The sequence below is a fragment of the Rhizobium binae genome, from assembly GCF_017357225.1.
GTDB classification, from domain to species: Bacteria; Pseudomonadota; Alphaproteobacteria; order Rhizobiales; family Rhizobiaceae; genus Rhizobium; species Rhizobium binae.
This window is the reverse complement of sequence record NZ_CP071608.1, coordinates 22,737-43,353: the sequence shown is the minus strand read 5'-3', so window position 1 is coordinate 43,353 and position 20,617 is coordinate 22,737. Positions and strand designations below refer to the sequence as shown.

General features: G+C 59.4%; 21 protein-coding genes and 1 pseudogene. 6 read left to right on the top strand and 16 right to left on the bottom strand.

Annotated elements, in window-relative coordinates; translation table 11 throughout:
* Positions 1-299 precede the first annotated feature (299 nt).
* From J2J99_RS29405 to J2J99_RS29370, 8 genes and pseudogenes are all read right to left on the bottom strand, one after another.
* A pseudogene (locus tag J2J99_RS29405) lies at positions 300-942 on the bottom strand (SOS response-associated peptidase).
* A 41-nt stretch (positions 943-983) separates the two neighbouring features.
* Positions 984-1,217, bottom strand: coding sequence for an SOS response-associated peptidase (locus J2J99_RS29400; RefSeq protein WP_246735475.1), 234 nt, complete (start codon positions 1,215-1,217; stop codon positions 984-986).
* Positions 1,218-1,326: 109 nt separating this feature from the next.
* Complete coding sequence (gene istB / locus J2J99_RS29395) at positions 1,327-2,139, bottom strand: IS21-like element helper ATPase IstB (protein ID WP_168302456.1); 813 nt, start codon at positions 2,137-2,139, stop codon at positions 1,327-1,329.
* Entirely contained in the window at positions 2,129-3,655 is a 1,527-nt protein-coding gene (gene istA / locus J2J99_RS29390; RefSeq protein ID WP_168302455.1) for an IS21 family transposase, read from the bottom strand. The genes istB and istA overlap by 11 nt, the downstream gene beginning before the upstream one ends.
* A gap of 87 nt (positions 3,656-3,742) precedes the next feature.
* Positions 3,743-4,150, bottom strand: a complete 408-nt coding sequence (locus tag J2J99_RS29385) for a hypothetical protein (protein WP_246735468.1) — start codon at positions 4,148-4,150, stop codon at positions 3,743-3,745.
* A gap of 10 nt (positions 4,151-4,160) precedes the next feature.
* Entirely contained in the window at positions 4,161-7,427 is a 3,267-nt protein-coding gene (locus tag J2J99_RS29380; protein ID WP_168302197.1) for an error-prone DNA polymerase, read from the bottom strand.
* Positions 7,424-8,938, bottom strand: a complete 1,515-nt coding sequence (locus J2J99_RS29375) for a Y-family DNA polymerase (RefSeq protein WP_205919302.1) — start codon at positions 8,936-8,938, stop codon at positions 7,424-7,426. Before J2J99_RS29375 ends, J2J99_RS29380 begins: the two co-directional genes overlap by 4 nt.
* Positions 8,856-9,614: an ImuA family protein gene (locus J2J99_RS29370; protein ID WP_168302195.1), complete on the bottom strand. Its 759-nt coding sequence runs from the start codon at positions 9,612-9,614 to the stop codon at positions 8,856-8,858. Before J2J99_RS29370 ends, J2J99_RS29375 begins: the two co-directional genes overlap by 83 nt.
* 653 nt (positions 9,615-10,267) lie before the next feature.
* Between J2J99_RS29370 and ligD (J2J99_RS29365) the strand changes: the two genes are divergently transcribed.
* The gene (gene ligD, locus J2J99_RS29365) at positions 10,268-12,931 is read left to right on the top strand and encodes a DNA ligase D (protein WP_168302194.1); all 2,664 of its coding nucleotides are present in this window, start codon (positions 10,268-10,270) and stop codon (positions 12,929-12,931) included.
* 11 nt (positions 12,932-12,942) lie between these two features.
* Here the strand turns inward: ligD (J2J99_RS29365) and J2J99_RS29360 are convergent, their stop codons facing one another.
* The 6 genes from J2J99_RS29360 to ku (J2J99_RS29335) all read right to left on the bottom strand — a co-directional run bounded on the left by J2J99_RS29360 (position 12,943) and on the right by ku (J2J99_RS29335) (position 17,009).
* Complete coding sequence (locus J2J99_RS29360) at positions 12,943-13,218, bottom strand: hypothetical protein (RefSeq protein WP_168302193.1); 276 nt, start codon at positions 13,216-13,218, stop codon at positions 12,943-12,945.
* 10 nt (positions 13,219-13,228) lie between these two features.
* On the bottom strand, positions 13,229-13,528 hold the full coding sequence (locus J2J99_RS29355; RefSeq protein WP_168302192.1) for a DUF982 domain-containing protein: 300 nt from the start codon (positions 13,526-13,528) through the stop codon (positions 13,229-13,231).
* 77 nt (positions 13,529-13,605) lie between these two features.
* Complete coding sequence (locus J2J99_RS29350) at positions 13,606-14,082, bottom strand: Hsp20 family protein (RefSeq protein ID WP_168302191.1); 477 nt, start codon at positions 14,080-14,082, stop codon at positions 13,606-13,608.
* Between the two features lie 171 nt (positions 14,083-14,253).
* A complete protein-coding gene (gene ligD, locus J2J99_RS29345) occupies positions 14,254-15,285 on the bottom strand; it encodes a non-homologous end-joining DNA ligase (RefSeq protein WP_168302190.1) in 1,032 nt (343 codons plus the stop codon).
* The gene (gene ku, locus J2J99_RS29340) at positions 15,282-16,097 is read right to left on the bottom strand and encodes a non-homologous end joining protein Ku (RefSeq protein ID WP_168302189.1); all 816 of its coding nucleotides are present in this window, start codon (positions 16,095-16,097) and stop codon (positions 15,282-15,284) included. Before ku (J2J99_RS29340) ends, ligD (J2J99_RS29345) begins: the two co-directional genes overlap by 4 nt.
* A gap of 12 nt (positions 16,098-16,109) precedes the next feature.
* Complete coding sequence (gene ku / locus J2J99_RS29335; RefSeq protein ID WP_168302188.1) at positions 16,110-17,009, bottom strand: non-homologous end joining protein Ku; 900 nt, start codon at positions 17,007-17,009, stop codon at positions 16,110-16,112.
* Positions 17,010-17,207: 198 nt separating this feature from the next.
* Between ku (J2J99_RS29335) and J2J99_RS29330 the strand changes: the two genes are divergently transcribed.
* The 5 genes from J2J99_RS29330 to J2J99_RS29310 all read left to right on the top strand — a co-directional run bounded on the left by J2J99_RS29330 (position 17,208) and on the right by J2J99_RS29310 (position 19,034).
* A complete protein-coding gene (locus J2J99_RS29330; protein WP_168302187.1) occupies positions 17,208-17,384 on the top strand; it encodes a hypothetical protein in 177 nt (58 codons plus the stop codon).
* A 10-nt stretch (positions 17,385-17,394) separates the two neighbouring features.
* On the top strand, positions 17,395-18,171 hold the full coding sequence (gene xth, locus J2J99_RS29325; RefSeq protein WP_168302200.1) for an exodeoxyribonuclease III: 777 nt from the start codon (positions 17,395-17,397) through the stop codon (positions 18,169-18,171).
* 84 nt (positions 18,172-18,255) lie between these two features.
* Complete coding sequence (locus tag J2J99_RS29320; RefSeq protein WP_168302186.1) at positions 18,256-18,501, top strand: hypothetical protein; 246 nt, start codon at positions 18,256-18,258, stop codon at positions 18,499-18,501.
* Positions 18,502-18,516: 15 nt separating this feature from the next.
* Positions 18,517-18,765 (top strand): hypothetical protein, encoded by a 249-nt coding sequence (locus J2J99_RS29315; RefSeq protein ID WP_205919301.1) that lies wholly within the window; start codon positions 18,517-18,519, stop codon positions 18,763-18,765.
* 2 nt (positions 18,766-18,767) lie between these two features.
* Positions 18,768-19,034 carry a hypothetical protein gene (locus J2J99_RS29310; RefSeq protein ID WP_168302198.1) on the top strand — a complete coding sequence of 89 codons (267 nt, stop codon included), beginning with the start codon at positions 18,768-18,770 and terminating at the stop codon, positions 19,032-19,034.
* A gap of 179 nt (positions 19,035-19,213) precedes the next feature.
* Here the strand turns inward: J2J99_RS29310 and J2J99_RS29305 are convergent, their stop codons facing one another.
* Both J2J99_RS29305 and J2J99_RS29300 read right to left on the bottom strand, forming a co-directional pair.
* Complete coding sequence (locus J2J99_RS29305) at positions 19,214-19,996, bottom strand: DUF5677 domain-containing protein (RefSeq protein ID WP_168302185.1); 783 nt, start codon at positions 19,994-19,996, stop codon at positions 19,214-19,216.
* Positions 19,997-20,070: 74 nt separating this feature from the next.
* Positions 20,071-20,610: a hypothetical protein gene (locus tag J2J99_RS29300; RefSeq protein ID WP_168302184.1), complete on the bottom strand. Its 540-nt coding sequence runs from the start codon at positions 20,608-20,610 to the stop codon at positions 20,071-20,073.
* Positions 20,611-20,617 lie beyond the last annotated feature (7 nt).

Here is a 20,617-nt window from a genome sequence, read left to right as displayed (position 1 = left end):
TCCGAATGGCGCACCGTCTCGGTCTCGACCGATTTCGCTGCCGACCAATAACAGCGCTCGTCTGGTTAAACGTCGTCCGATGGAAGGCCGCTTTCGGGGTCTCTCCCATCGCCTTGAACCAGTTCGAACCGTCGACCGTCGAATGCTACGGTTAAGCTGCAAACTCAGGAACTTAATGTAGATCTCTCGTGGTCGACGCGCGCCAATCCAACAATTATAACGCAGCGGGTTGTAACCGGTGCACAGTGAGAAACACGGCCTAAGCTGATGGGGTGACAGTTTTTGAAAATAGGCCGGCGTCAAAGGAGCAGCGGCGCACCAGGCGCAGACTTCTTTTTCGCCCACAGCTCGCTGGTCCGCTCCATCGTCACCAGCTCGGGCGGAAATGTCCGCTTCTGAAATGCCAGCGCCTCCTCGAAGCTCCCGTGAAGCCATTGTTCGTACTCATCGGGATGTAACAAGACGGGCATCCGGTTGTGCACGGGTTGAATAGCCTCATTGGCGTCCGTCATGACCCCGGAGTAGACCGGACCCCACTCGTCGCTAATCCGCCAGAGCCCTGCCCAGGCGAACACCGGCTGGTCCTTCAGCGAACCAGGTACGGGTCATCCTGCCCTTTTCACCCTCGGCTTCGGCGAAGCCGGTCACGGGGATCAGGCACCGCCATTGCGGCTTTCTGGCAAGACCGATCCACATCCCCTTCGAAAGGTCAGCGATGTTGTTGACCGGCTTTGGTTTGGCCTCCGGCTTCATGCCTTTCAGGCGCAACGGGAATCCCCAGACCATCGAGCGAAGCTCGCGAACGCCCTCATTCTCCGTCACCACCATCCCCGGCGTGCCCGGATACACTTCCTCCGGTGCGTTGGACTGCATCGGGTTCGGCACGCGGAAGTGTGCGGCGACTTCCGCAGCGGACAGACGGACGGTGTACAAGTTGCACATTCTGCAGACCTTTCGACTGGAAACCGAGCACGAGACCTCGGTTACATAAGCATGTTGTCCCGACGCGGTGAAGCCTTGGAGGGCGAAACGCCGCTTTGCCAGCGGTCACGCGTATGCAGGATTTCGAAGTCATCGGATGGCGGCGGCTCGCGGAACTGGAAGGCGATGACGTCCTCGATCGGGCCATGAAGCCAGCGGTCGTATTCGTCCGGATTGAGCAAAACCGGCATGCGATCGTTGAACGGCCTGATCTTCTCGTTGGCGGTCATGGTCATGCCGGCGAACACGGGGCCGAAGTCGGGGGTGTTCTTGCAGAACCCTGCCCAGGTTGTTGATTTGCGCTGAGAGTTGACCCGGGATTTGCACTGAGAAGTGACCCGCCTTTTAGGTATCGTTCGTGTCGGTCTTGGTGGTCAAGCTCTTGCGTTTCTCCTTTGCCGTTTTGGGTTCATGTGCGGAACTGTTTTTGAAGCGGAAGCTGTCATTGCCAGTTTCCAGGATATGGCAATGATGGGTGAGCCGGTCGAGCAGCGCGGTTGTCATCTTTGCATCGCCGAACACGCTGGCCCATTCGCTGAAGCTGAGATTGGTCGTGATGATAACGCTGGTGCGCTCATAAAGCTTGCTCAGCAGATGGAAGAGCAGCGCGCCACCTGAAGCGCTGAACGGCAGGTATCCCAGCTCGTCGAGGATCACGAGATCGGAGTGAACGAGGCGATTGGCGATCTGCCCGGAGCGACCTTGTGCCTTTTCCTGTTCCAGTGCGTTGACCAGTTCGACGGTCGAGAAGAACCGAACCCGCTTGTGGTGATGCTCGATGGCCTGGACACCGATCGCCGTGGCAATGTGCGTCTTGCCCGTGCCGGGGCCGCCAACCAGGACAATGTTGTTGGCGTCATCGAGGAATTCGCAGCGGTGGAGCTGTTGCACTAGCGCCTCGTTGATCTCGCTGCTGGCGAAGTCGAAGCCGTTCAGATCGCGGTATGCAGGAAAGCGTGCGATCTTGAGCTGGTAGGCCGTCGATCGCACCTCTCGTTCAGCCGTTTCCGCTTTCAGAAGCTGTGACAGGATCGGAATGGCAGCTTCAAACGCCGGCGCTCCCTGTTCTGTCAGCTCTCCGACGGCTTGAGCCATGCCGTGCATCTTCAATTGCCGTAGCATGATGACAATGGCACCGCTTGCTGGGTTATGACGCATGACGAACCTCCGTCTTTCTCAAGGTGTCGTAGCGTTCGACATTGGCCTTAGGCTCATTGGTGAGCACCAGTGCCTGGGGTGCGTCGAGCGTCGGCGGCGTGAAGGATTTGCCATCGACAAGGCGATGCAGCAGATTCAACACGTGAGTCTTGGTCGGAACCCCGGACTTCAGCGCCATGTCGACGGCCGACAGGACTGCTTGCTCATCGTGCTGAAGAACAAGCGCCAGAATATCGACCATCTCCCTGTCTCCACCCGGCTTCTTGAGCAGGTATTGCTGCAGGTTCTTGAATGCGTCCGGTAGCTCGGCGAACGGAGCACCATTGCGAAGAGCGCCGGGTTTGCGCTGTACGACAGCCAGATAGTGCCGCCAGTCGTAGATGGTCTGTCCCGGGCGGTCATGGGAACGATCGATGACGCGGTGATGCTCGCAGACGATCTGACCTTCCGCTGCTATAACGACACGATCCGGATAGACCCGAAGGCTTACCGGCCGATTAGCGAAAGAGGCCGGGACGCTGTAGCGGTTGCGCTCAAGATGCACGAGGCAGGTCGGCGTGACACGCTTTGTGTATTCGACAAAGCCATCGAACGGCCTGGAAACAGGCATGAGAGCCAGAGCCTCCTCAGCCCAGATGTCGGCAATGGTGCCGCGTACCTGACCATGTGGTGTCTTTGCCCAGAACTCCTTGCACCGAAGCTCAAGCCAATCATTCAAGGCTTCCAATGATGGAAAGCGCGGGATCGGTTGAAAGAAGCGATGACGCGCATCCTGAACGTTCTTCTCGACTTGCCCCTTCTCCCAACCTGAAGCCGGATTGCAAAACTCGGGCTCGAACAGGTAGTGGCTGGCCATCGCCATGAAGCGGACATTGACGTCACGCTCTTTTCCACGGCCAACCTTGTCGATCGCTGTGCGCATGTTGTCGTAGATGCCACGGCCAGGAATTCCACCGAAGACGCGGAACGCATGATTGTGCGCATCGAACAGCATCTCGTGGGTTTGCAGCAGATAGGCCCGGACAATAAAGGCACGGCTGTAGCTCAGCTTTGTATGTGCCACCTGCAGCTTGGTGCGTTCATTGCCAATGATGGCCCAATCCTCAGACCAGTCGAACTGGAACGCCTCACCCGGTTCAAATGCCAGGGGGACAAACGTGCCACGTCCTGTCGTCTGGAGTTCTCTCTGTCGGTCCGATTTCCATTCTCGAGCAAAGGCTGCAACGCGGCAGTAGGAACCATTATAGCCGAGGCTCACCAGATCAGAATGCAATTGCTTCATTGTCCGCTTCTGCTTGCGGCTCTTTTTCGATTCAGTCTTCAGCCACGCTGATAGCCGATCCGCGAATGGATCAAGCTTGCTCGGCCGCTCCGGGACATTGAACTTGGGTTCAACGCCGCCGGCACGCAGATATTTGCGGATGGTATTCCGGGATAAGCCCGTCCTGCGGCATATCTCCCGGATCGATAGCTGATCCCGAAAATGCCAGCGCCGGATTACGCTCAGTAACGCCATGTCGATCACTCCAGAGCCCCCGCTGAAACCACAGGGGATGATTGAAACATGGGTCAATTCTCAGTGATATTTTCCCGCAGTCCCGGGTCAACTCTCAGCGCAAATCAACACCCAGGCCATCAAAGGTTGGCGGTTCTTCGAAAACCACGATCGGGTTTTTGCCCCTTTGACACCGTCGGGATTTGCGAAGTGTGTCAGAGGGATCAAGCAGCGATATCTGGGATGAACGACGATTCGATCCCAGAGCGGATTGGTGAGATCGGCGACGAGGCCTATTCGGCTCGGGGGCTCGCCCTCCCGTCGCATGTCACGTGTCTGCCGTGGGAAGCCCCAAGGAATCGACTTCAGCAGCCGCAGTCCATCCTTCTCCAACACGATCAGTCCGGGAGTGCCTTCGACAGTTTCGCTCGGCACCTTAACGGCCGGCGCCATGTCGACCGCGAAATGCGTGACAATCTCCTCCAGGCTTTTGGTGACTGCAAACAGGCGCGACACATCGGTCTCCTCAGTGGAAGTTTCTGGATTTGATCTTCAGATTATCGATATGGAGATCGGGAATATAAATGTCCCGAGTTTGCACAGCGGGCTTGGGATTATCCCGTGGATCCGGTCCTCCTCCGTGCTTGACCTGATCGCCACGGCCATGGGGCAGCGGGAAGTCACCAAGGCCGCCGTCCCGGTTACCAACGCTCGCCAGGTCGGTGGAGAAATCGAACAGGCGCTGAGCGACGAGGTGAACGACCTCGCCTTCTCGTTGAATGCGTCCGTTGATGGCCATCATGCTCGCGGTCATCAGAACCCGCCGCTGGCGTTCAAACAGCGACGGCCAGACGACCGCGTTGACGATACCGGTCTCGTCTTCCAACGTGAGGAACATCACGCCCTTCGCCGATCCTGGCCGTTGTCGCACGAGAACCAGGCCGGCCGTCCACAACCATCGTCCGTCGCGTTGTCCCATCGCCTCCGCGCAGGTGACGATGCCCTTGCGATCGAGGTCCTTTCGGAGAAACGATACCGGATGCGCTCGCAGGGTCAGACCCGTATGCGAGTAGTCCTCGACGACCTCCCTGCCCTCGGTCATCGATTTCAGCGCTACTTCGGGTTCATGCATTTCCGCGATGACCTTGGCTTCGCGCTCGGCGGCAGCCGCCCAAAGCTCCAGGGGTTCATCCCGGAGCGCCTTGATGTCCCAGAGTGCGTGCCGCCGTTCCAGTCGCAGCGATGGCAGGAAAGCATCCGCTTCGGCCAGCTTGACCAGCGATGATGGCGAGACCCCTGAGCGTCGCCACATGTCGTCAGCCGATGCGAACGGCTGGTCTGCCCGAGCCAGGATGATCCGGGCGGCATCGTTGGTGGACAGGCCCTTGACGACGCGCATGCCAAGCCTGACAGCAAACCGGTCGGAATTACCAATCCGCTCCATCGTGCAGTCCCAGCGTGACCGGTTCACACAGACGGGCCGAACTTCGACACCGTGGTTTCGGGCATCCTGCACGATCTGCGCGACGCTGTAGAACCCCATGGGCTGGCTATTGAGCAAGGCAGCACAAAACACATCGGGGTGGTGACACTTCACCCACGAACTCGCATAGGCGATCAGCGCGAAACTCGCTGCATGGCTTTCTGGAAAGCCATACGATCCGAACCCTTCGAGCTGCGCGAAGGTTTTTTCGGCGAATTCGCGTGTGTAGTCGTTCTTGACCATGCCCTCGACCAGCTTGTCCTTAAACTTCGACACGCCGCCTGTGAACTTGAACGTCGCCATCGCGCGCCTGAGCTGGTCCGCCTCGCCGGCCGTGAAACCCGCGCAGGTCATGGCAACCTTCATCGCACTTTCCTGAAACAGCGGAACGCCGAGCGTCTTGCCGAGGACCGCTTCGAGCTCAGGCGTCGGATACTCGACCTTTTCCTTGCCTTCGCGCCGCCTCAGATACGGATGCACCATATCGCCCTGAATGGGTCCGGGCCTGACGATCGCCACCTGGACGACCAGGTCGTAAAACGTCCGGGGCTTCAGGCGCGGCAGCATCGCCATCTGGGCGCGGCTCTCGATCTGGAACGTGCCAAGCGTGTCGGCCTTGCGGATCATCGCATAGGTGGCCGGATCCTCCTGCTCGATATCGGACAGGCCCATTGGGATGTTCTTGTGTTCTTTCAGCAGCTCGAACGATTTCGCCATGCAGGTCAACATGCCGAGCGCGAGCACATCGACCTTCATGAACTTCAGCGCCTCAATGTCGTCCTTGTCCCATTCGACGACCTGGCGGTCCTTCATGGTCGCCGGTTCGATCGGCACCAGATCGTCCAGCCGGTCCTGCGTCAGGACGAAACCGCCCGGATGCTGGCCGAGATGGCGCGGCGCGCCCATCAGCTGGGCCGAAAGATCCAGCGCCAGCTTCAGGCGATAGTCGGCGGTATTCATGTTGTTGTCGATGAGCTGCTTCTCGCCGACACCTTCGGACCAGCCCCAGACCCCAGAGGAGAGCTGAGTGATCAGATCTTCCGGCAACCCTAAAGCTTTACCGACATCCCGCAGCGCGCCTTTGGCGCGGTAGCGGGTGACGGTGGAACAGAGCGCGGAGCGTGAGCGGCCATAGGTCTCGTAGATCCACTGGATGACTTCCTCGCGGCGGGCATGCTCGAAGTCGACGTCGATGTCTGGAGGCTCGTCCCGTTCCATCGAAACAAACCGCTCGAAGAGAAGGTCACCCGTTTCCGGATTGATGCTGGTGATGCCGAGGCAGTAACAGACCGCCGAGTTGGCCGCCGATCCCCGCCCTTGGCAAAGGATTCCTTGCGACCGGGCAAACCGGACGATGCTGTAGACGGTGAGGAAATACGGGGCGTATTTCATCACCCGGATGAGTTCCAGCTCGTGAAGGATTGCTTTGCGGACTTTGTCCGGGATCCCTTCGGGGTATCGGGAAGCAGCGCCCTCCCAGGCGAACTTTGTCAATGACTGATGGGCATCAAGGCCCGGCACGAGCGCTTCTTCCGGGTATTGATACTGAAGCTCGCTCATGTCGAAACGACAGCGGTCGACGATTTCGCGGGTTCGTGCCAACGCTTCCGGGTATTCCGAGAACAGCCGGTGCATCTCTTCCGGCGCTTTCAGGAAGCGATCGGCATGCCGCTCGCGATCGAAGCCGACGCTGTCGATGGTCGTGCGGTTGCGGATGCAGGTGACGATGTCCTGGAGCTGTCGTCGCCTTGGATCATGAAACAAAACGTCGTTGCTGACAACCGTTTTGACCTTATGTCTCGCCGCCATGTTCGAAAGATTGTGAAGCCGCAAGCGATCATTCGGGCGACGGCGCAGGCACAGTGAGACATAGGCCCTGTCGCCGAAAATCGCAGCGATCTTCCTGAGCTGGCTGGCAGTGGTCTCGTCGGCCTCATCCGGGACAAGGATTGCGATCAGGCCAGCAGCATAGGCTTCCACGTCTGACAGATCGAGAACGCACTTGCCCTTGCCGCCCCGGCTCTTGCCGAGCGAAAGCAGGCGGGTCAGTCTCGAATAGGCTGGCCGATCGGTGGGGTAGACCAGGATAGACATGCCGTCGGAGAGATCGAGCCGACAGCCGACGACCAGTCTCACGCCGGTGGTCTTTGCCGCCTCCCATGCCCGCACGATCCCGGCAAGCGAATTGCGATCGACCACGCCAAGAGCGTCAATGCCAAGCGCTGCCGCCGCGGCAAACAGTTCCTCGGCTGAACTCGCTCCACGCAGGAAGGAGAAATGCGTGGTGACCTGGAGTTCGGCATATCTCATCCGAACACCCCATGCAGAAACCAAAGGTGCGAGCCGGTGTCAGCATCCACGCCGTCACCCGCGCGATAGACCCAGTAGCGTTCACCCGCCTCGTCCTCGACAACGAAATAGTCGCGAACGGCGGCATGTTCTCTCGGGCGAAGCCACCACTCGCCAAAAATCCGCTCCGGGCCGTCTGCCCGCTTTACCCGACGGCGCTTTCCGCGCCAGGTGAAGACGGCAGGCGGCTGGTCGGGAAGCAGAGCGGTGACGTCGATCCGTTCCGGGTTGGCCAGCAGTCGCGACGGCCTCGGCCATTTGGCAGCCCATGTCGCCCCGGTTTCGTCGGCCATCGGACCGACGCGCATCACCGATCGCTCGGGAACGTCGGAGGCGACGGGCGTGACCCGGTAAAGCCGCTGGCCGCGATTGCCGAGGATGTCGACAAGCGGCGTCACGTCGACCACGGGTTCTTCGATCAGGGAGGATGCAGCTTGTCGCTCCTCGAGCGGCTCTGCCATGATGGCGACAAGCACCAGGCATTCGATGCCGAAGCCCGGATCGATCTTCTCGATCCGGTCGCAGAGAAGCTTTGACAGCCGGGCGGGGTCACGTACCGGTTTTGCCAATCCGGCTCGGATGCACTGGCGGGTGTTGTCGACACGATGGATGACGAGATCGGAACGCCTGACGCCGAGACCGCGCGTCTCCAGCTTGGCGGTCAGTTCGCCGACCAGTCGACGCACATATTTGGCGATCGTCTCCGCCGCGCCGATCGGCTCCTGAAAGTTCTTCGCTGCCTCGACAAGCTCCGGAGTGCGCAGAGGTTCGATCGGTTCTGCCATTCGTCCAAAGAGCTGATCCAGCCGTCGGCCAACTTCGAGACCGTATCGCAGCGTCACGGGCGCACGTGGCATTGCGGAGAGTTCACCGACCGTCTCGACGCCCATCACCCGCAGTCCATGGATGGTGTCTGGTGGAAGACGCAGACAGTGGATCGGCAGGCCAGTCACCGCTCTCGCAACGCCGCCGACCGGGACAACCGTCGTTTCAGCCGACGTCACGCGGGTGATCGCATGCGCGGCCCCCCATGTATCGGCGACCGCAGCACGCGCCGCCAGGCCCCGTCCTCTCAGCCCATTGACCAAGCCGGAGATCAGCAAGTCTTCGCCGCCCTGCAGGTGATCGGCGCCTTCCGTATCCATGACGATGCCGTCCGCGCCATCGACAGCAACGACCGGGCTGTACTGCCGGAGCGCCCACAGCGCGAGCCGCTCAAGGGCAGCGGCGTCGGCGCTGGGATCAGCATCGATCATCGTCAGATTGGCAACGACGGCCTGGGCTTTGCTCGCCGGCATGCCGATCTTGAGGCCCAGTTTGCGTGCGGCGGTATCGGCCGCCGAGATCCAGCGTTTCGACCCCGATTTGGAAATGACGACGAGCGGCTGGTCAGCTGGCACGGCTCCCTCTCCATGTCGACGTATCCGGTCTGTTGCCAGATTGGGGAAGTAGACACAAACGACCCTTGGCATCACAGGCTCCTATTTCAAACTCAGCACACTCGCCTGCTTTCACGCGCATCAATTCCAACAGCCACCGCGCCCGGCCGACCCCTGCCACTGGCAGCTCCTCCGACGGAAGCACGCTCACCCTCCATCGTGTCGTCGAGGCCGTCGGGTTGCCGAAGTCCGACGCTTCCGTCTGTCGCCGCCATCTGCGGACAACGAGGCCCATGGTTCCGGTTTTTTCGGCAGCCAGCTGCAGCCGCCGGGATGCCACCATCGGCAATCGCACCAACTCCCCGACCACCGCTGCCAAGCCACCGAAAGAGAGCCCTTCTTCCATGGAAGCCAGGACATCCTCCTCCTTGTCGCCTTCGCAGAAGATCACCCGGTCGGGATGTAGGCCTGCCTGAGCGATGGCGGGGAAAAACAGGTCAGGCCTCGTCAGGCACCAGAGCACCTTGCCTCTCGAGCGCGCGGCAATGCCGGCGGCGAATAAGGCTGCCGCCGCGCCATCCACAGTGCCCGAACCGCCACCGGCGACCTCGTGAAGAGCCCCGTACGACAGCCCACCGCCGGGCAATCGCTCGTCCATTTCCCGGACGCCGAAGGGCAGCACGACAGACTTCTTCGCCGCGCCGCCTTCTAGGTGCGCAATACGATCCCTGAGTTCCTCGATGACCCGAGGACTATGGACGCGCGACATCGTTCACGGACCTCCCTCGGCTCGTGTTGCATGGACTTCATGTCCCCGAAAATTGTTGACGTTCCTCTTTTGTTCCGTGTCCGTGACGGAGTCAAGCCGGTCGTATCGAGCTTATTTAGGCTCCGCTAAAGCGCTGTGGGCGAAATGATGAAACGAATCAGGAGCCTAGGCTGCGGGAGCCAAGTGACTCTACCGCCTCATTTTTTTTTGCGTTTTGCACATGGGCCTAAAAGATGCGACGGCGTGATAGCGGCCAAAACGAAAAAGCCTGCCGCGGGAGGAGGTGCGGCAGGCTTTTCGAAAATAACCGAACAGCAACTGGGAGGAGGAGTGTTGCTGTTCCCGCAACCGGCCTTGGGAGGAGTAGGACGTCTGCATATCGAACTGATGCGGGAGGAGGTGCATCACTTCGATAGGTGGATGATACGCGTTCTGGCCGCCTATTAAATAGACTTTGCTGCAGCGCAGTCATGCCGACAGCGCATATCAATTCCGACGGTGCCAGGTCGATCATTCAGAGCCAATGGCGCTGTTGTCCACCGCCCCTGCCCAACTCCATGGAACAAAACGACAATCTGTTGCTTTTTGCCTCCTAAGGTCGCGCGCTGTGACAACCAGACGTGACAGGAGGCGGATTTGTAGCGAGGACTGCCATGGCAAGCGACAAGCTCTCGACATACAAACAAAAGCGGGATTTTCAGAAGACGCAGGAGCCAAGCGGCGCGGCGAAGCTGAAGGCATCGAACCGCAGGCGCTTCGTTATCCAGAAACATGACGCAACGCGACTGCATTACGATCTGCGGCTCGAACTCGACGGGGTGTTCAAATCCTGGGCGGTGACTAAGGGTCCGTCGCTCGATCCGCACGACAAGCGGTTGGCGGTCGAGGTCGAGGACCACCCGCTGGACTACGGCGACTTCGAAGGCACCATACCGAAAGGCCAGTATGGCGGCGGCACAGTCATGCTCTGGGACCGTGGCTACTGGGAGCCCGAAGGCAACAAGACACCTGAGCAGGCTCTGGCCAAGGGCGACTTCAAGTTCACCCTGGAGGGAGAGCGGCTGCATGGCAGCTTCGTTCTGGTGCGGATGCGCAACGATCGCGATGGCGGCAAGCGCACCAATTGGCTGCTGATCAAGCACCACGACGGTTTCTCGGTCGAGGAAAACGGCGCGGCTGTCCTTGAAGACAACGCAACGTCCGTAGCCTCGGGTCGAACTATGGAAGCGATCGCTGCTGGCAAAGGCAGGAAGCCGAAGCCGTTCATGGTGGAGAGCGGCGACGTTCAGGCCGATGCGGTCTGGGACAGCAACCATGGCCTTGCTGCTGAAGAACGCAAAGCCGAAACCAAAACTAAAAGGAAAACTAGCTCAGCTAAAACTGCCAAACCAGCAAAGTCTGCGATGCCCGACTTCATCGCGCCGCAGCTTTGCGAAACGCTGGAACGGCCGCCCGCGGCCGAGGGATGGATCCACGAGATCAAGTTCGACGGCTACCGCATCCAGGCGCGCATCGAAAACGGCGAGGTGACGCTGAAGACCCGCAAGGGCCTGGACTGGACGGCAAAATATCCGGCGATCGCGACATCGGCTGCAAACCTGCCGGATGCCATCATTGACGGGGAGATCTGCGCCCTCGACGAAAACGGTGCACCTGATTTCGCAGCGCTTCAGGCGGCACTGTCGGAAGGAAAGACGGACGCCCTGGTCTATTTCGCTTTCGACCTGCTGTTCGAAGGCGATGAAGATCTGCGGCGATTGCCGCTCACCGAGCGGAAGGAACGGCTGCAAAAATTGCTGCATGGTGCCGGCGAGGATCCACGCCTGCGTTTCGTCGAGCATTTCGAAACCGGTGGTGACGCCGTGCTGAAGTCGGCCTGCAAGCTCTCGCTGGAAGGCATTGTTTCAAAGCAGGCGGATGCTCCCTATCAATCGGGCCGCACCGAGACATGGGCGAAGTCCAAATGCCGCGCTGGCCATGAAGTCGTGATCGGCGCCTATGCCAAGACCAACGGCAAGTTCCGCTCATTGTTGGTCGGCGTCTTCAGGGGTGACCACTTCGTCTATGTCGGCCGGGTTGGAACCGGCTACGGGGCCAAAACGGTCGACACGATCTTGCCGAAGCTTCGGGAGATCGAGACCGACAAATCACCGTTCACGGGCGTCGGCGCGCCGAAGAAGGATCCCAACATCGTATGGGTTAAACCCGAATTGGTCGCCGAGATCCAGTTCGCCGGCTGGACGGCGGACGGCCTGGTCCGTCAGGCCGCCTTTAAGGGATTGCGGGAAGATAAACCCGCAGCCGAAGTCGAGGCGGAAAAGCCGGCATCGCCGGCGAAGACAGAGACCCCAACGCCAGCCGCGACAAAGGCATCAAGGCCGGCACGCGGCAAGAACGCCAAGGCCCAGGTGATGGGCGTGATGATCTCCAGCCCGGACAAGGCCCTGTGGCCGGATGCCAATGACGGGGTGCCGGTCACCAAGGAGGATCTCGCCCACTATCATGAAGCTGTCGGCCCATGGCTTATCGACCATATCAAAGGGCGGCCATGCTCGATCATCCGGACGCCGGACGGCATCGGCGGCGAGCAGTTCTTCCAGAGGCACGCGATGCCTGGAACGTCGAACCTGCTCGAACTGGTCAAGGTGTTCGGCGACAAGAAACCCTATCTGCAGATCGATCGGGTCGAGGGCCTCGCCGCCATCGCCCAGATCGGCGGCGTTGAGCTGCATCCCTGGAATTGCGAACCGGGCCAACCTGAGGTTCCCGGTCGTCTCGTCTTCGACCTTGATCCCGGTCCGGACGTCCCCTTCTCCACCGTGGTCGAAGCCGCCCGGGAAATGCGCGACCGACTAGAGGAACTCGGCCTCGTCAGCTTCTGCAAGACCACCGGCGGCAAGGGTCTGCATGTCGTCACCCCGCTTGCCGTGGCGAAGGGCAAGAAGCTGACATGGCCGGAGGCAAAAGGGTTCGCACACGATGTCTGCCTGCAGATGGCACGCGAGAACCCTGACCTCTATCTGATCAAGATGGCCAAGAACCAGCGAAACGGCCGGATCTTCCTCGACTACCTCCGCAACGATCGGATGGCGACTGCCGTCGCCCCACTGTCGCCGCGCGCCCGTCCCGGCGCCACCGTATCGATGCCGCTCACCTGGAGCCAGGTGAAGACGGATCTCGATCCGAAACGCTTCACCATCCGCACGGTACCGGCGCTCTTGGCCGAGACGGCCGCCTGGCAGGATTACTGTGACGGGCAGCGCTCGATGGAGCATGCAATCAAGCGGCTGGCAAAGTCCATGAAACAGGCCGCCTGAGATAGCTGTGGTCAGGGACCGTAGCGTCGATCAAGTTCTTTGAGGGCAGCCTGAACCTCATCAATAGAAACCGGTTCCGGTGTTCCAGGCATATGTCTGAAAGCGGGCTTCGAGTTGACGGCGTAGAAATCCGAAGCCCACGAAGCCAGGATGGTCCTTTTGTCGTCTGCAGAGAGTGCCTTCGCTTTCACCACATCCATCGGCCGCTCAACCTGCATGCCCTGGAGCAGGACCGTTGGTCCCATTGCCATAGCGTTGCTGGCCGCCTGCTGCAAAATCTCGTGCATATCGGCCTCCTTAGCGAACGTGCGGATCTTTGTCGTGCCGGCGGCGGGAGGCGACGATCACGTCGGTTTCCGGCGCAAGCAAATCATGCTTAGCGGCGAAGGCTGCAAACAGGCCGCGCGCGGTCTCGGCTTCGATATCGCCGCGCAGCGCGGCACTGCATGACTTGAGCGCCACCGAATGGGCCGTATCGCGCAACGATGCCGGCCATTCGGCCAGATGCCGGTAGGCATCCATGACTGTTCGGACTTCAGCCGGAAAGCCAAGGCCGACAAGGATGGTCACAGGTTGTCTGAACATATCGGGTTTCATCGCTCTCTCCTTCCCAACCCGGAATGTCGACGGGCGCCACCGCCGTGGCGCCCTGATCTATTGAACAGGCCTGGAAATCAGGCGGCCTTCTGCGCTTCGATTTGCACCGGGGCCGTCTTCTGCGTGACAGCCGGATTTGTCTGGATATCGATCCTACGCGGCTTCAGAGCCTCGGGGATCTCACGGACCAGGTCGATCGACAGGAGACCGTTTTGCAGATCCGCGCCGTTCACTCGTACATGATCGGCGAGCTCGAACCGGTGTTCGAACGGTCTTCCGGCGATGCCGCGATGCAGGTAGCCGTCGTTGGCGGTCTCCTGCTTCTTGCCGGTGACGGTCAGAAGGTTGGACTGGAAGGTCACGTCGAGATCTGCCTGGGCAAAGCCGGCCACCGCAATCGAAATCCGGTAGCTGTCATCGCCGGTCTTGACGATGTCATAGGGTGGCCAGTCGCTGATCGAACGGGCACGCTGGGCATTTTCGAGAAGATTGAAGACCCGGTCGAAGCCGACGGTCGAGCGAAACAACGGTGCGTAGTCATAAGATGTTGCCATAGCCATATCCTCCTTGAAGCAACATGGGTACGGGAACGCCGAAAGGCAGCGCTCCCAGCAAGGCCAGCTCTGTCTTCAGCAGCCGGCGGCAATCGATTTGGTTTTCGAAAATTTCGGATTCAAGAGAGCAGGCGGAAAAATTTGGACGGGGCAACAGCCGTCAAAATCAGCTCAGTCGAGCTCGTAGACCGCAGCGTTATCCTGGATCTCACGCAGCCCTTTGTAGGACGCGTGCCGCAGATTGCCGTCGTCGGTCCAGCCCCGGAATTCAATCTCGGCGATCAGCGTCGGTTGCGCGAAGACGTAGTTCTTGCCCTGGAGCGGAACGACCGGCATCCTGGTCTTCAGCTTGTCGAGCGTCTTCTTCAGGTAGGCTGCGTCCTTTTCCTTGAAGCCCGTGCCGACTTCGCCGACATAGATCCAGTCGTGGCCACGCCGGGCGGCAAGCAGCAGGCTGCCGATCCCGCCTCGGGCGGTGGCTGACCGTTCGTAGCCGACGATCATGAAACTCTCGCTCTGAATGCATTTGATCTTCAGCCAGTCGCCAGTCCGGCCGGATCGATAGGGACGGTCCCGGTGTTTGGCGATAATGCCTTCCAGTCCAAGCGAGCGGGCGTTCTCGAGAAGCTCGGCGCCATCACCCTGGACCTCCTCGGAAAGCTGTATCGCGCCGACGGCTCCGTCGAGCAGGTCGGTCAGGAGGTGGCGGCGGGCCGACAGTTCGGTCTTCGTCAGATCGTGCCCGTCGAAGTATAAGAGGTCGAAGGCGAAGAGGACGGATTCCGTGGAGGCACGCTTACCACCGCGCCCGCCTAGCGAGCGTTGCAGCGCTCCGAAATCGGACCGGCCCTCGCTATTCAGCACAACAGCTTCGCCATCCAGGATCGCAGTTCCTACCCCGAGCTCTCTGGCGGCCGCTGCAATCGCGGGAAACCGAAGTGTCCAGTCATGGCCGCCACGCGTGATTATCCGGACGCCCTTCGGCTCGATGTGGATGGCTAGGCGATAGCCATCCCACTTGATCTCGTAGGCCCAATCCGGTCCAACCGGTGGCGCCGATTTCAATAGGGCCAGGCAAGGTTCGACCCGGTCTGGCATTGGATCGAATGGAAGGTTCGGCTGTGCCGGGTCGCGCTTTCGGCGCGGCTGCGATTTGGCGGAGAGACCGTCGTCCTGCAGTAATGGCTTCGCTGGTTTTCTCATTTGCTGGACCGGGTCTCGGCCGCGACCGATTTCTTCAAAGCATCCATGATATTGATGACGTTGTTCGGGGCGGGCGCCGAGGCCGGCGCTTTCGCCTTGGCCTTCGACGGCTTCTTCAGCGCCTTCTTCTTATCCGCAATGATGTCGAGCAACCGATCCTGCACCGGATCGATGACCATCTTCGGATTCCAGTGCTGGGTCTGCTTTTTGATCAGTTGCTGCACCAGGGGCATCATCTCGCTGTCCGCTGTCTTGTCGTCGTCGATCCCGGCGAAATAGGTATCCTCGTCACGCACTTCATCCCCATAGCGCAGCGTCCAGAGGACGATACCCTTGCCGCGTGGCTCCAGCATGACGGCCCGTTCCCGGCGCGAGATTACCAGTCGCGAGATACCGACCATGTCCTGCGCTTCCATGGCGTCTCTGATGACGGAAAAAGCCTCCTGCCCCACCGGATCGTTGGGCGACAGGTAATACGGAGTGTCGAGCCAGATCCATTCCACGCTGTCGCGCGGTGTGAAGGTGGAGATATCGATCGTCTTGGTGCTGTCGAGTGCGACGTTCTCCAGCTCCTCGTCTTCCAGCATGATGTATTCGTTTTCGCCACGCTGGTAGCCCTTGACCTCGTCCTCGTCTTTCACCTCCTTGCCGGTAACGCTGTCGACATAATGACTGACGACACGGTTCTGGGTTTCGCGGTTGAGGGTGTGAAAGCGCACCTTCTCGCTCTCGGAGGTCGCAGGCATCATCTGCACCGGGCAGGTGACAAGCGAAAGCTTCAGATAGCCTTTCCAATAGGGACGAACGGCCATGGTCTCCTCCGATCAACCGGCGCGGCGGGCTTGCGACGCCGCGGACTTGGTTTTGGCAGCGGCAGGCTTGGCGGCCTTATGCCGCGACGTGCCCTTGTTAGCATTGGCAGCCGTCCGCTTCGGCTCGGCCTTCTTCCCACCAATGCCAGCGCTCTCTCTAAGAGCCTGGAGAAGATCGCTGGGCTTGGAGGCGGGCGGAGCCTTCTTCTTCGGTAGCGCCCTGCCCTCGATTTTGGCCTTCACCAGTTCGGCGACGGCAGCTTCGTACCGATCGTCAAACGTGCTGGCGTCGAAGCTGCCTTTCTTGGTGCCGATGATGTGCTCGGCAAGCTCAAGCATTTCGCCTTCGATCTTCAGATCAGGCAGTTCGTCGAACGCCTCTTCGGAGGAGCGCACCTCGTAATCGAAATTCAGCGTTGTGGCGATCAATCCCTTGCCGTGTGGCCGGATCAACACCGTGCGGACACGGCGGAACAGGACGGTCCGGGCGATCGCGGCAACCTTGGCATTTTTCATGCCGTCGCGCAAAAGCACAAAGGCATCCGTGCCCATCTTGTCCGGCGCCAGATAGTACGGCTTGTCGAAATGGACCCCATCGATCTCGTTACAGGGGATGAACGCGTCGATCTTGAGCGTCTTGTCGCTGTCGGGAACCGCGGCCGCCACTTCCTCGGGCTCGAGGATGATGTATTGGCCGTTTTCGATCTCGTAGCCCTTGACCTGATCGTCCCGTTCGACGGGATCGCCGGTCTCGCTGTCGACGAACTCACGCCTCACCCGGTTGCCCGTCTTGCGGTTCAACGTGTTGAAGGCGATGCGTTCCGAAGAGGAGGCCGCGGTATAGAGCGCCACCGGGCACGACACCTCTCCGAATTTGATGAAGCCTTTCCAATTCGCTCTTGGGGCAACCATGACGCAAAACTCCTCACGCAACTTAAGCGATTCAAGCGAATCAGAATGTAATTGTTCCGAGTCGAAACGAATCATTTTTCAAGGACTTAGCCCAACCGTGCCGCTCGTTTTACGAGTCTGCGCTAGGCGCTTGATTCCGGTGCATCTTTTCGTGGCCGCGCGCGTTTCTTCCCGGAGCAACCCTGAAGGAGTCCTGCCATGAGCAAGCGCGAACTGATCGATACCGGTACCGACAAACGTTACGTCCGGCGGGACAAAAAAGGCAAGTTCAAGGAGAGCGTCGATGTCTCGCGATCCCTGTCCGCCGATGCTCGCCACGACGCGAAGCATGATGCGAAGCCCGGCCAGGGCGACAAGGGTGATCGCAAACACTGAGGCAGCGCCGGTGAAGCTCGCCACCTATAATGTCAACGGCATCAACGGTCGCCTTGACGTCCTGCTGCAGTGGCTGACCGAAGCTCAGCCTGATGTCGTCTGTCTGCAGGAGTTGAAGGCGCCGGAAGACAAGTTTCCGCGCCGTGAGATCGAGCGCGCCGGCTATGGCGCCATCTGGCACGGTCAGAAATCCTGGAATGGCGTGGCGATCCTAGCGCGGGATCAGGAGCCCCGCGAGACGCGCCGCGGCCTTCCAGGCGATCCCGACGACAGCCATAGCCGTTACATCGAGGCCGCCATCGATGGGATCGTCGTTGGCTGCCTTTATCTTCCGAACGGCAATCCGGCACCAGGGCCGAAGTTCGACTACAAACTCCGCTGGTTCGAGCGGCTGCATTCCTATGCGGCGGAACTGTTTGAGCTCGATGTTCCGGTCGCCCTTGTCGGCGATTTCAACGTCATGCCGACCGATCTCGATGTCTACAAGCCGGAGCGATGGCGAGACGATGCTCTGTTTCGGCCTGAGGTTCGCGCAGCTTATGCCGAACTCATAGCCATGGGCTGGACGGACGCCATTCGGCTGCTGCATCCGGAAGAGCGGATCTATACGTTCTGGAAGTATTTCCGCAACGCCTTCGTCCGCGACGCAGGCCTTCGAATTGACCATTTTCTGCTCAGTCCATCACTGCGGGAACGACTGCAGGCCTGTGGCGTGGACAAGTTCGCGCGTGGATGGGAGCACACCAGCGACCACGCGCCGGTTTGGATTGAACTGGACGACGGATAGCATATCTCAAGGACATATCGGCGCGGTCGTTTCCAGGCGCGCCACCCTTAGCGATGTCCGATGGCGAAACATAGGAGTGACGGTATGCCCGCTCAACAAGAATTCGATGCCGCGGAGTTCGCGGATCGCTTGGCGGCGATGACGGACGAAGAAGTGTTTTTAATGATGCAGAAGCTTGAAGAGGGCAGCGAGAGAATTCCTCCTAAAGATCGCGATGAGAGCGATGTGTTCGCCCAGATCGCCATGGTGGAGACGGCCATAGAGGATCGGTTCCCCGGCCAGCTGCTGGCACCGTATAAGGATTGGAAGCAACGCCGGATCGGTGGTTGATCAGGAGGGTTTTCGATGAGTGAGAGATCTCAAAATCAGGAACGACTGTTTCAGCAGCTTGATGATGTCGTCGCCGAGATCATCGATCGCTTCGCTAGTGAGGGCCATGGAACGGCGCGTGTCATAGAGACGCTGCATGACGTTCTCGCAAAGCGACAGCTCGCCTATGATCGTGACCCTGATCCGGCGGAGGAACCAATAGCGGAGCCTTCCAACGATTGGCCGGGCGCCGATAAGACATCAAACAGAGGCGAAGGGCCGTGACCATGCAAAACACGGTAGACCATCCGGCCGCCGGGGAGACGATACGCAGCCTCACGCGGACGCAAGAAGAAGCGCTGAGAGCAATCGCATTTTTTCGGCGGCAAAGAAAAGTCGGCCGCGGTTGGCTCGTGGGTGACAAGCGGCTGTCGGAGAAGCTCGTCGAGCGGCTGGAAAAGATGGAGCTGGTCGAGGAAAGCTTCATCCACGGCGAACCGGTGCTGCAGTTGACCATTGTTGGACAGGCAATTAAGGCGCAGCTTCTCCAATAATTGCACTCGCCTGCGTTTTCGTGTTCGGTATTATTTGAGAATGGTCGTGATCAGGTTTGCTACTATTACCTCGATGGGGCGCCATGGGAGGAGGCAGCATCTCGCGTCCTCTGGCAAACTCCGCACCGATCATTTATCCCAAGAGGCCTACCGCTCATCATTGAACCAACCAGCGCGGTTCAATTTTCATCGTCGGAATCGCGAAATTCTCGGATCCCAGAGCGATATAATTCAATGTACCGATGCCCGAGCGCTGAAAAAGCGACCTCATTCTGGGTGACCCCAAGCGATTCACGCAAATGCTTCACACACGTCATTCCCGCGAGAGCCATGATGCTTATGGTGTCGAATATCTCGAAGTCCGTGAGTTCAGGATCGATCTCCAGATGTATCCGGTCGGCAAGTTCTTGAGGATGGCGACATAGAGATGTCCACGTGACGTGTTCGGCATCAGCAGAAATCTCGCGATAGATATGATGGTATCTGGGGAAATCGCTGCCTTTCGAAAAATCCCCCAAATTCAGACTCTGAAGTTTTGTCCCGTCACCCATGACGAATTGCTGAAGACGTCGGTTCGCCTCCTCGGTCAAATTGACGGCAATTTTCTGAAAAGCCTTTCCTCTTGAAATGCGGCTCGCCTTGTCATCGTCCAGCAAGATTTGCAGGTACTCCGGCCTGGAGCAGGCCGCTTCCATATGCATCGCACATTCGACAATCCCGCGGACGAGTATTCTAAATCCGAGTTGCTCGCCTTGCTGAAGGAGCGTAAGTGCCGAACGAAACAGCGTGAAAGCACGAGCCGCGATCGCCAACATGGCGGATTGTCTTCGTGGATCGTCGCCATAAAGCGGATCAATCGCGGCGTCCTCTATGAACCCGCGCGACAGATCGTTGAAAGCAACAAGCCATTCAACCCAGTCGGCATCAGCAATTTTTCCCGTATCGGAGCTGTCGCTCATCATTGTATTTTGCCGGTGCATTATCGTTGGTTTCGCCAATGCTGCGTTGTAGGTTCAGCCACACACCACTTCTATTGTCACGGATCTGGAATGCTAAGTGGTTCAACATATTTAGCGACATCAGCTGGGCGAGGAAACTTGCGACTTAGAAAGACGAGGACGGCCGCGCAAAGCTCCAGCGACCAAGCGCACCGTGCGGGCGTAAAGGCTGCCGCCTCATCCCGCGGAACATCCTGGTTGTCATCTTGGATGTGGACCTTATTGCGGAACTTGCGCAAGGTATGCAGCTGGTCATAGATCCCTACCCCAAGCTCGTCGAGCAGCCCATACTTCCGCATCACGTCGATGATGTTGTTGAGCTTGTCGATCTTTTTGCCTTCGATTCCCTGCCGGTCGACTTCGGCGATGTTAGGCACCCCTTCACGATTGAAATTCTGCGCACGGTAGATGATTTGGCCTAACGCCGCCTCGAGAATGGCGCCGACCTGCACCACCACGAGCTTGTTCAAGCCGCCGTCGCCATTATGGTTACAGAGCGCGCGCAGAATGGCAGCATTGTAAACAAGGTTGTCCCCAACCTTGAAATCCCCGATGAAATTTGAGGGTATGTCGACCACGATGTCT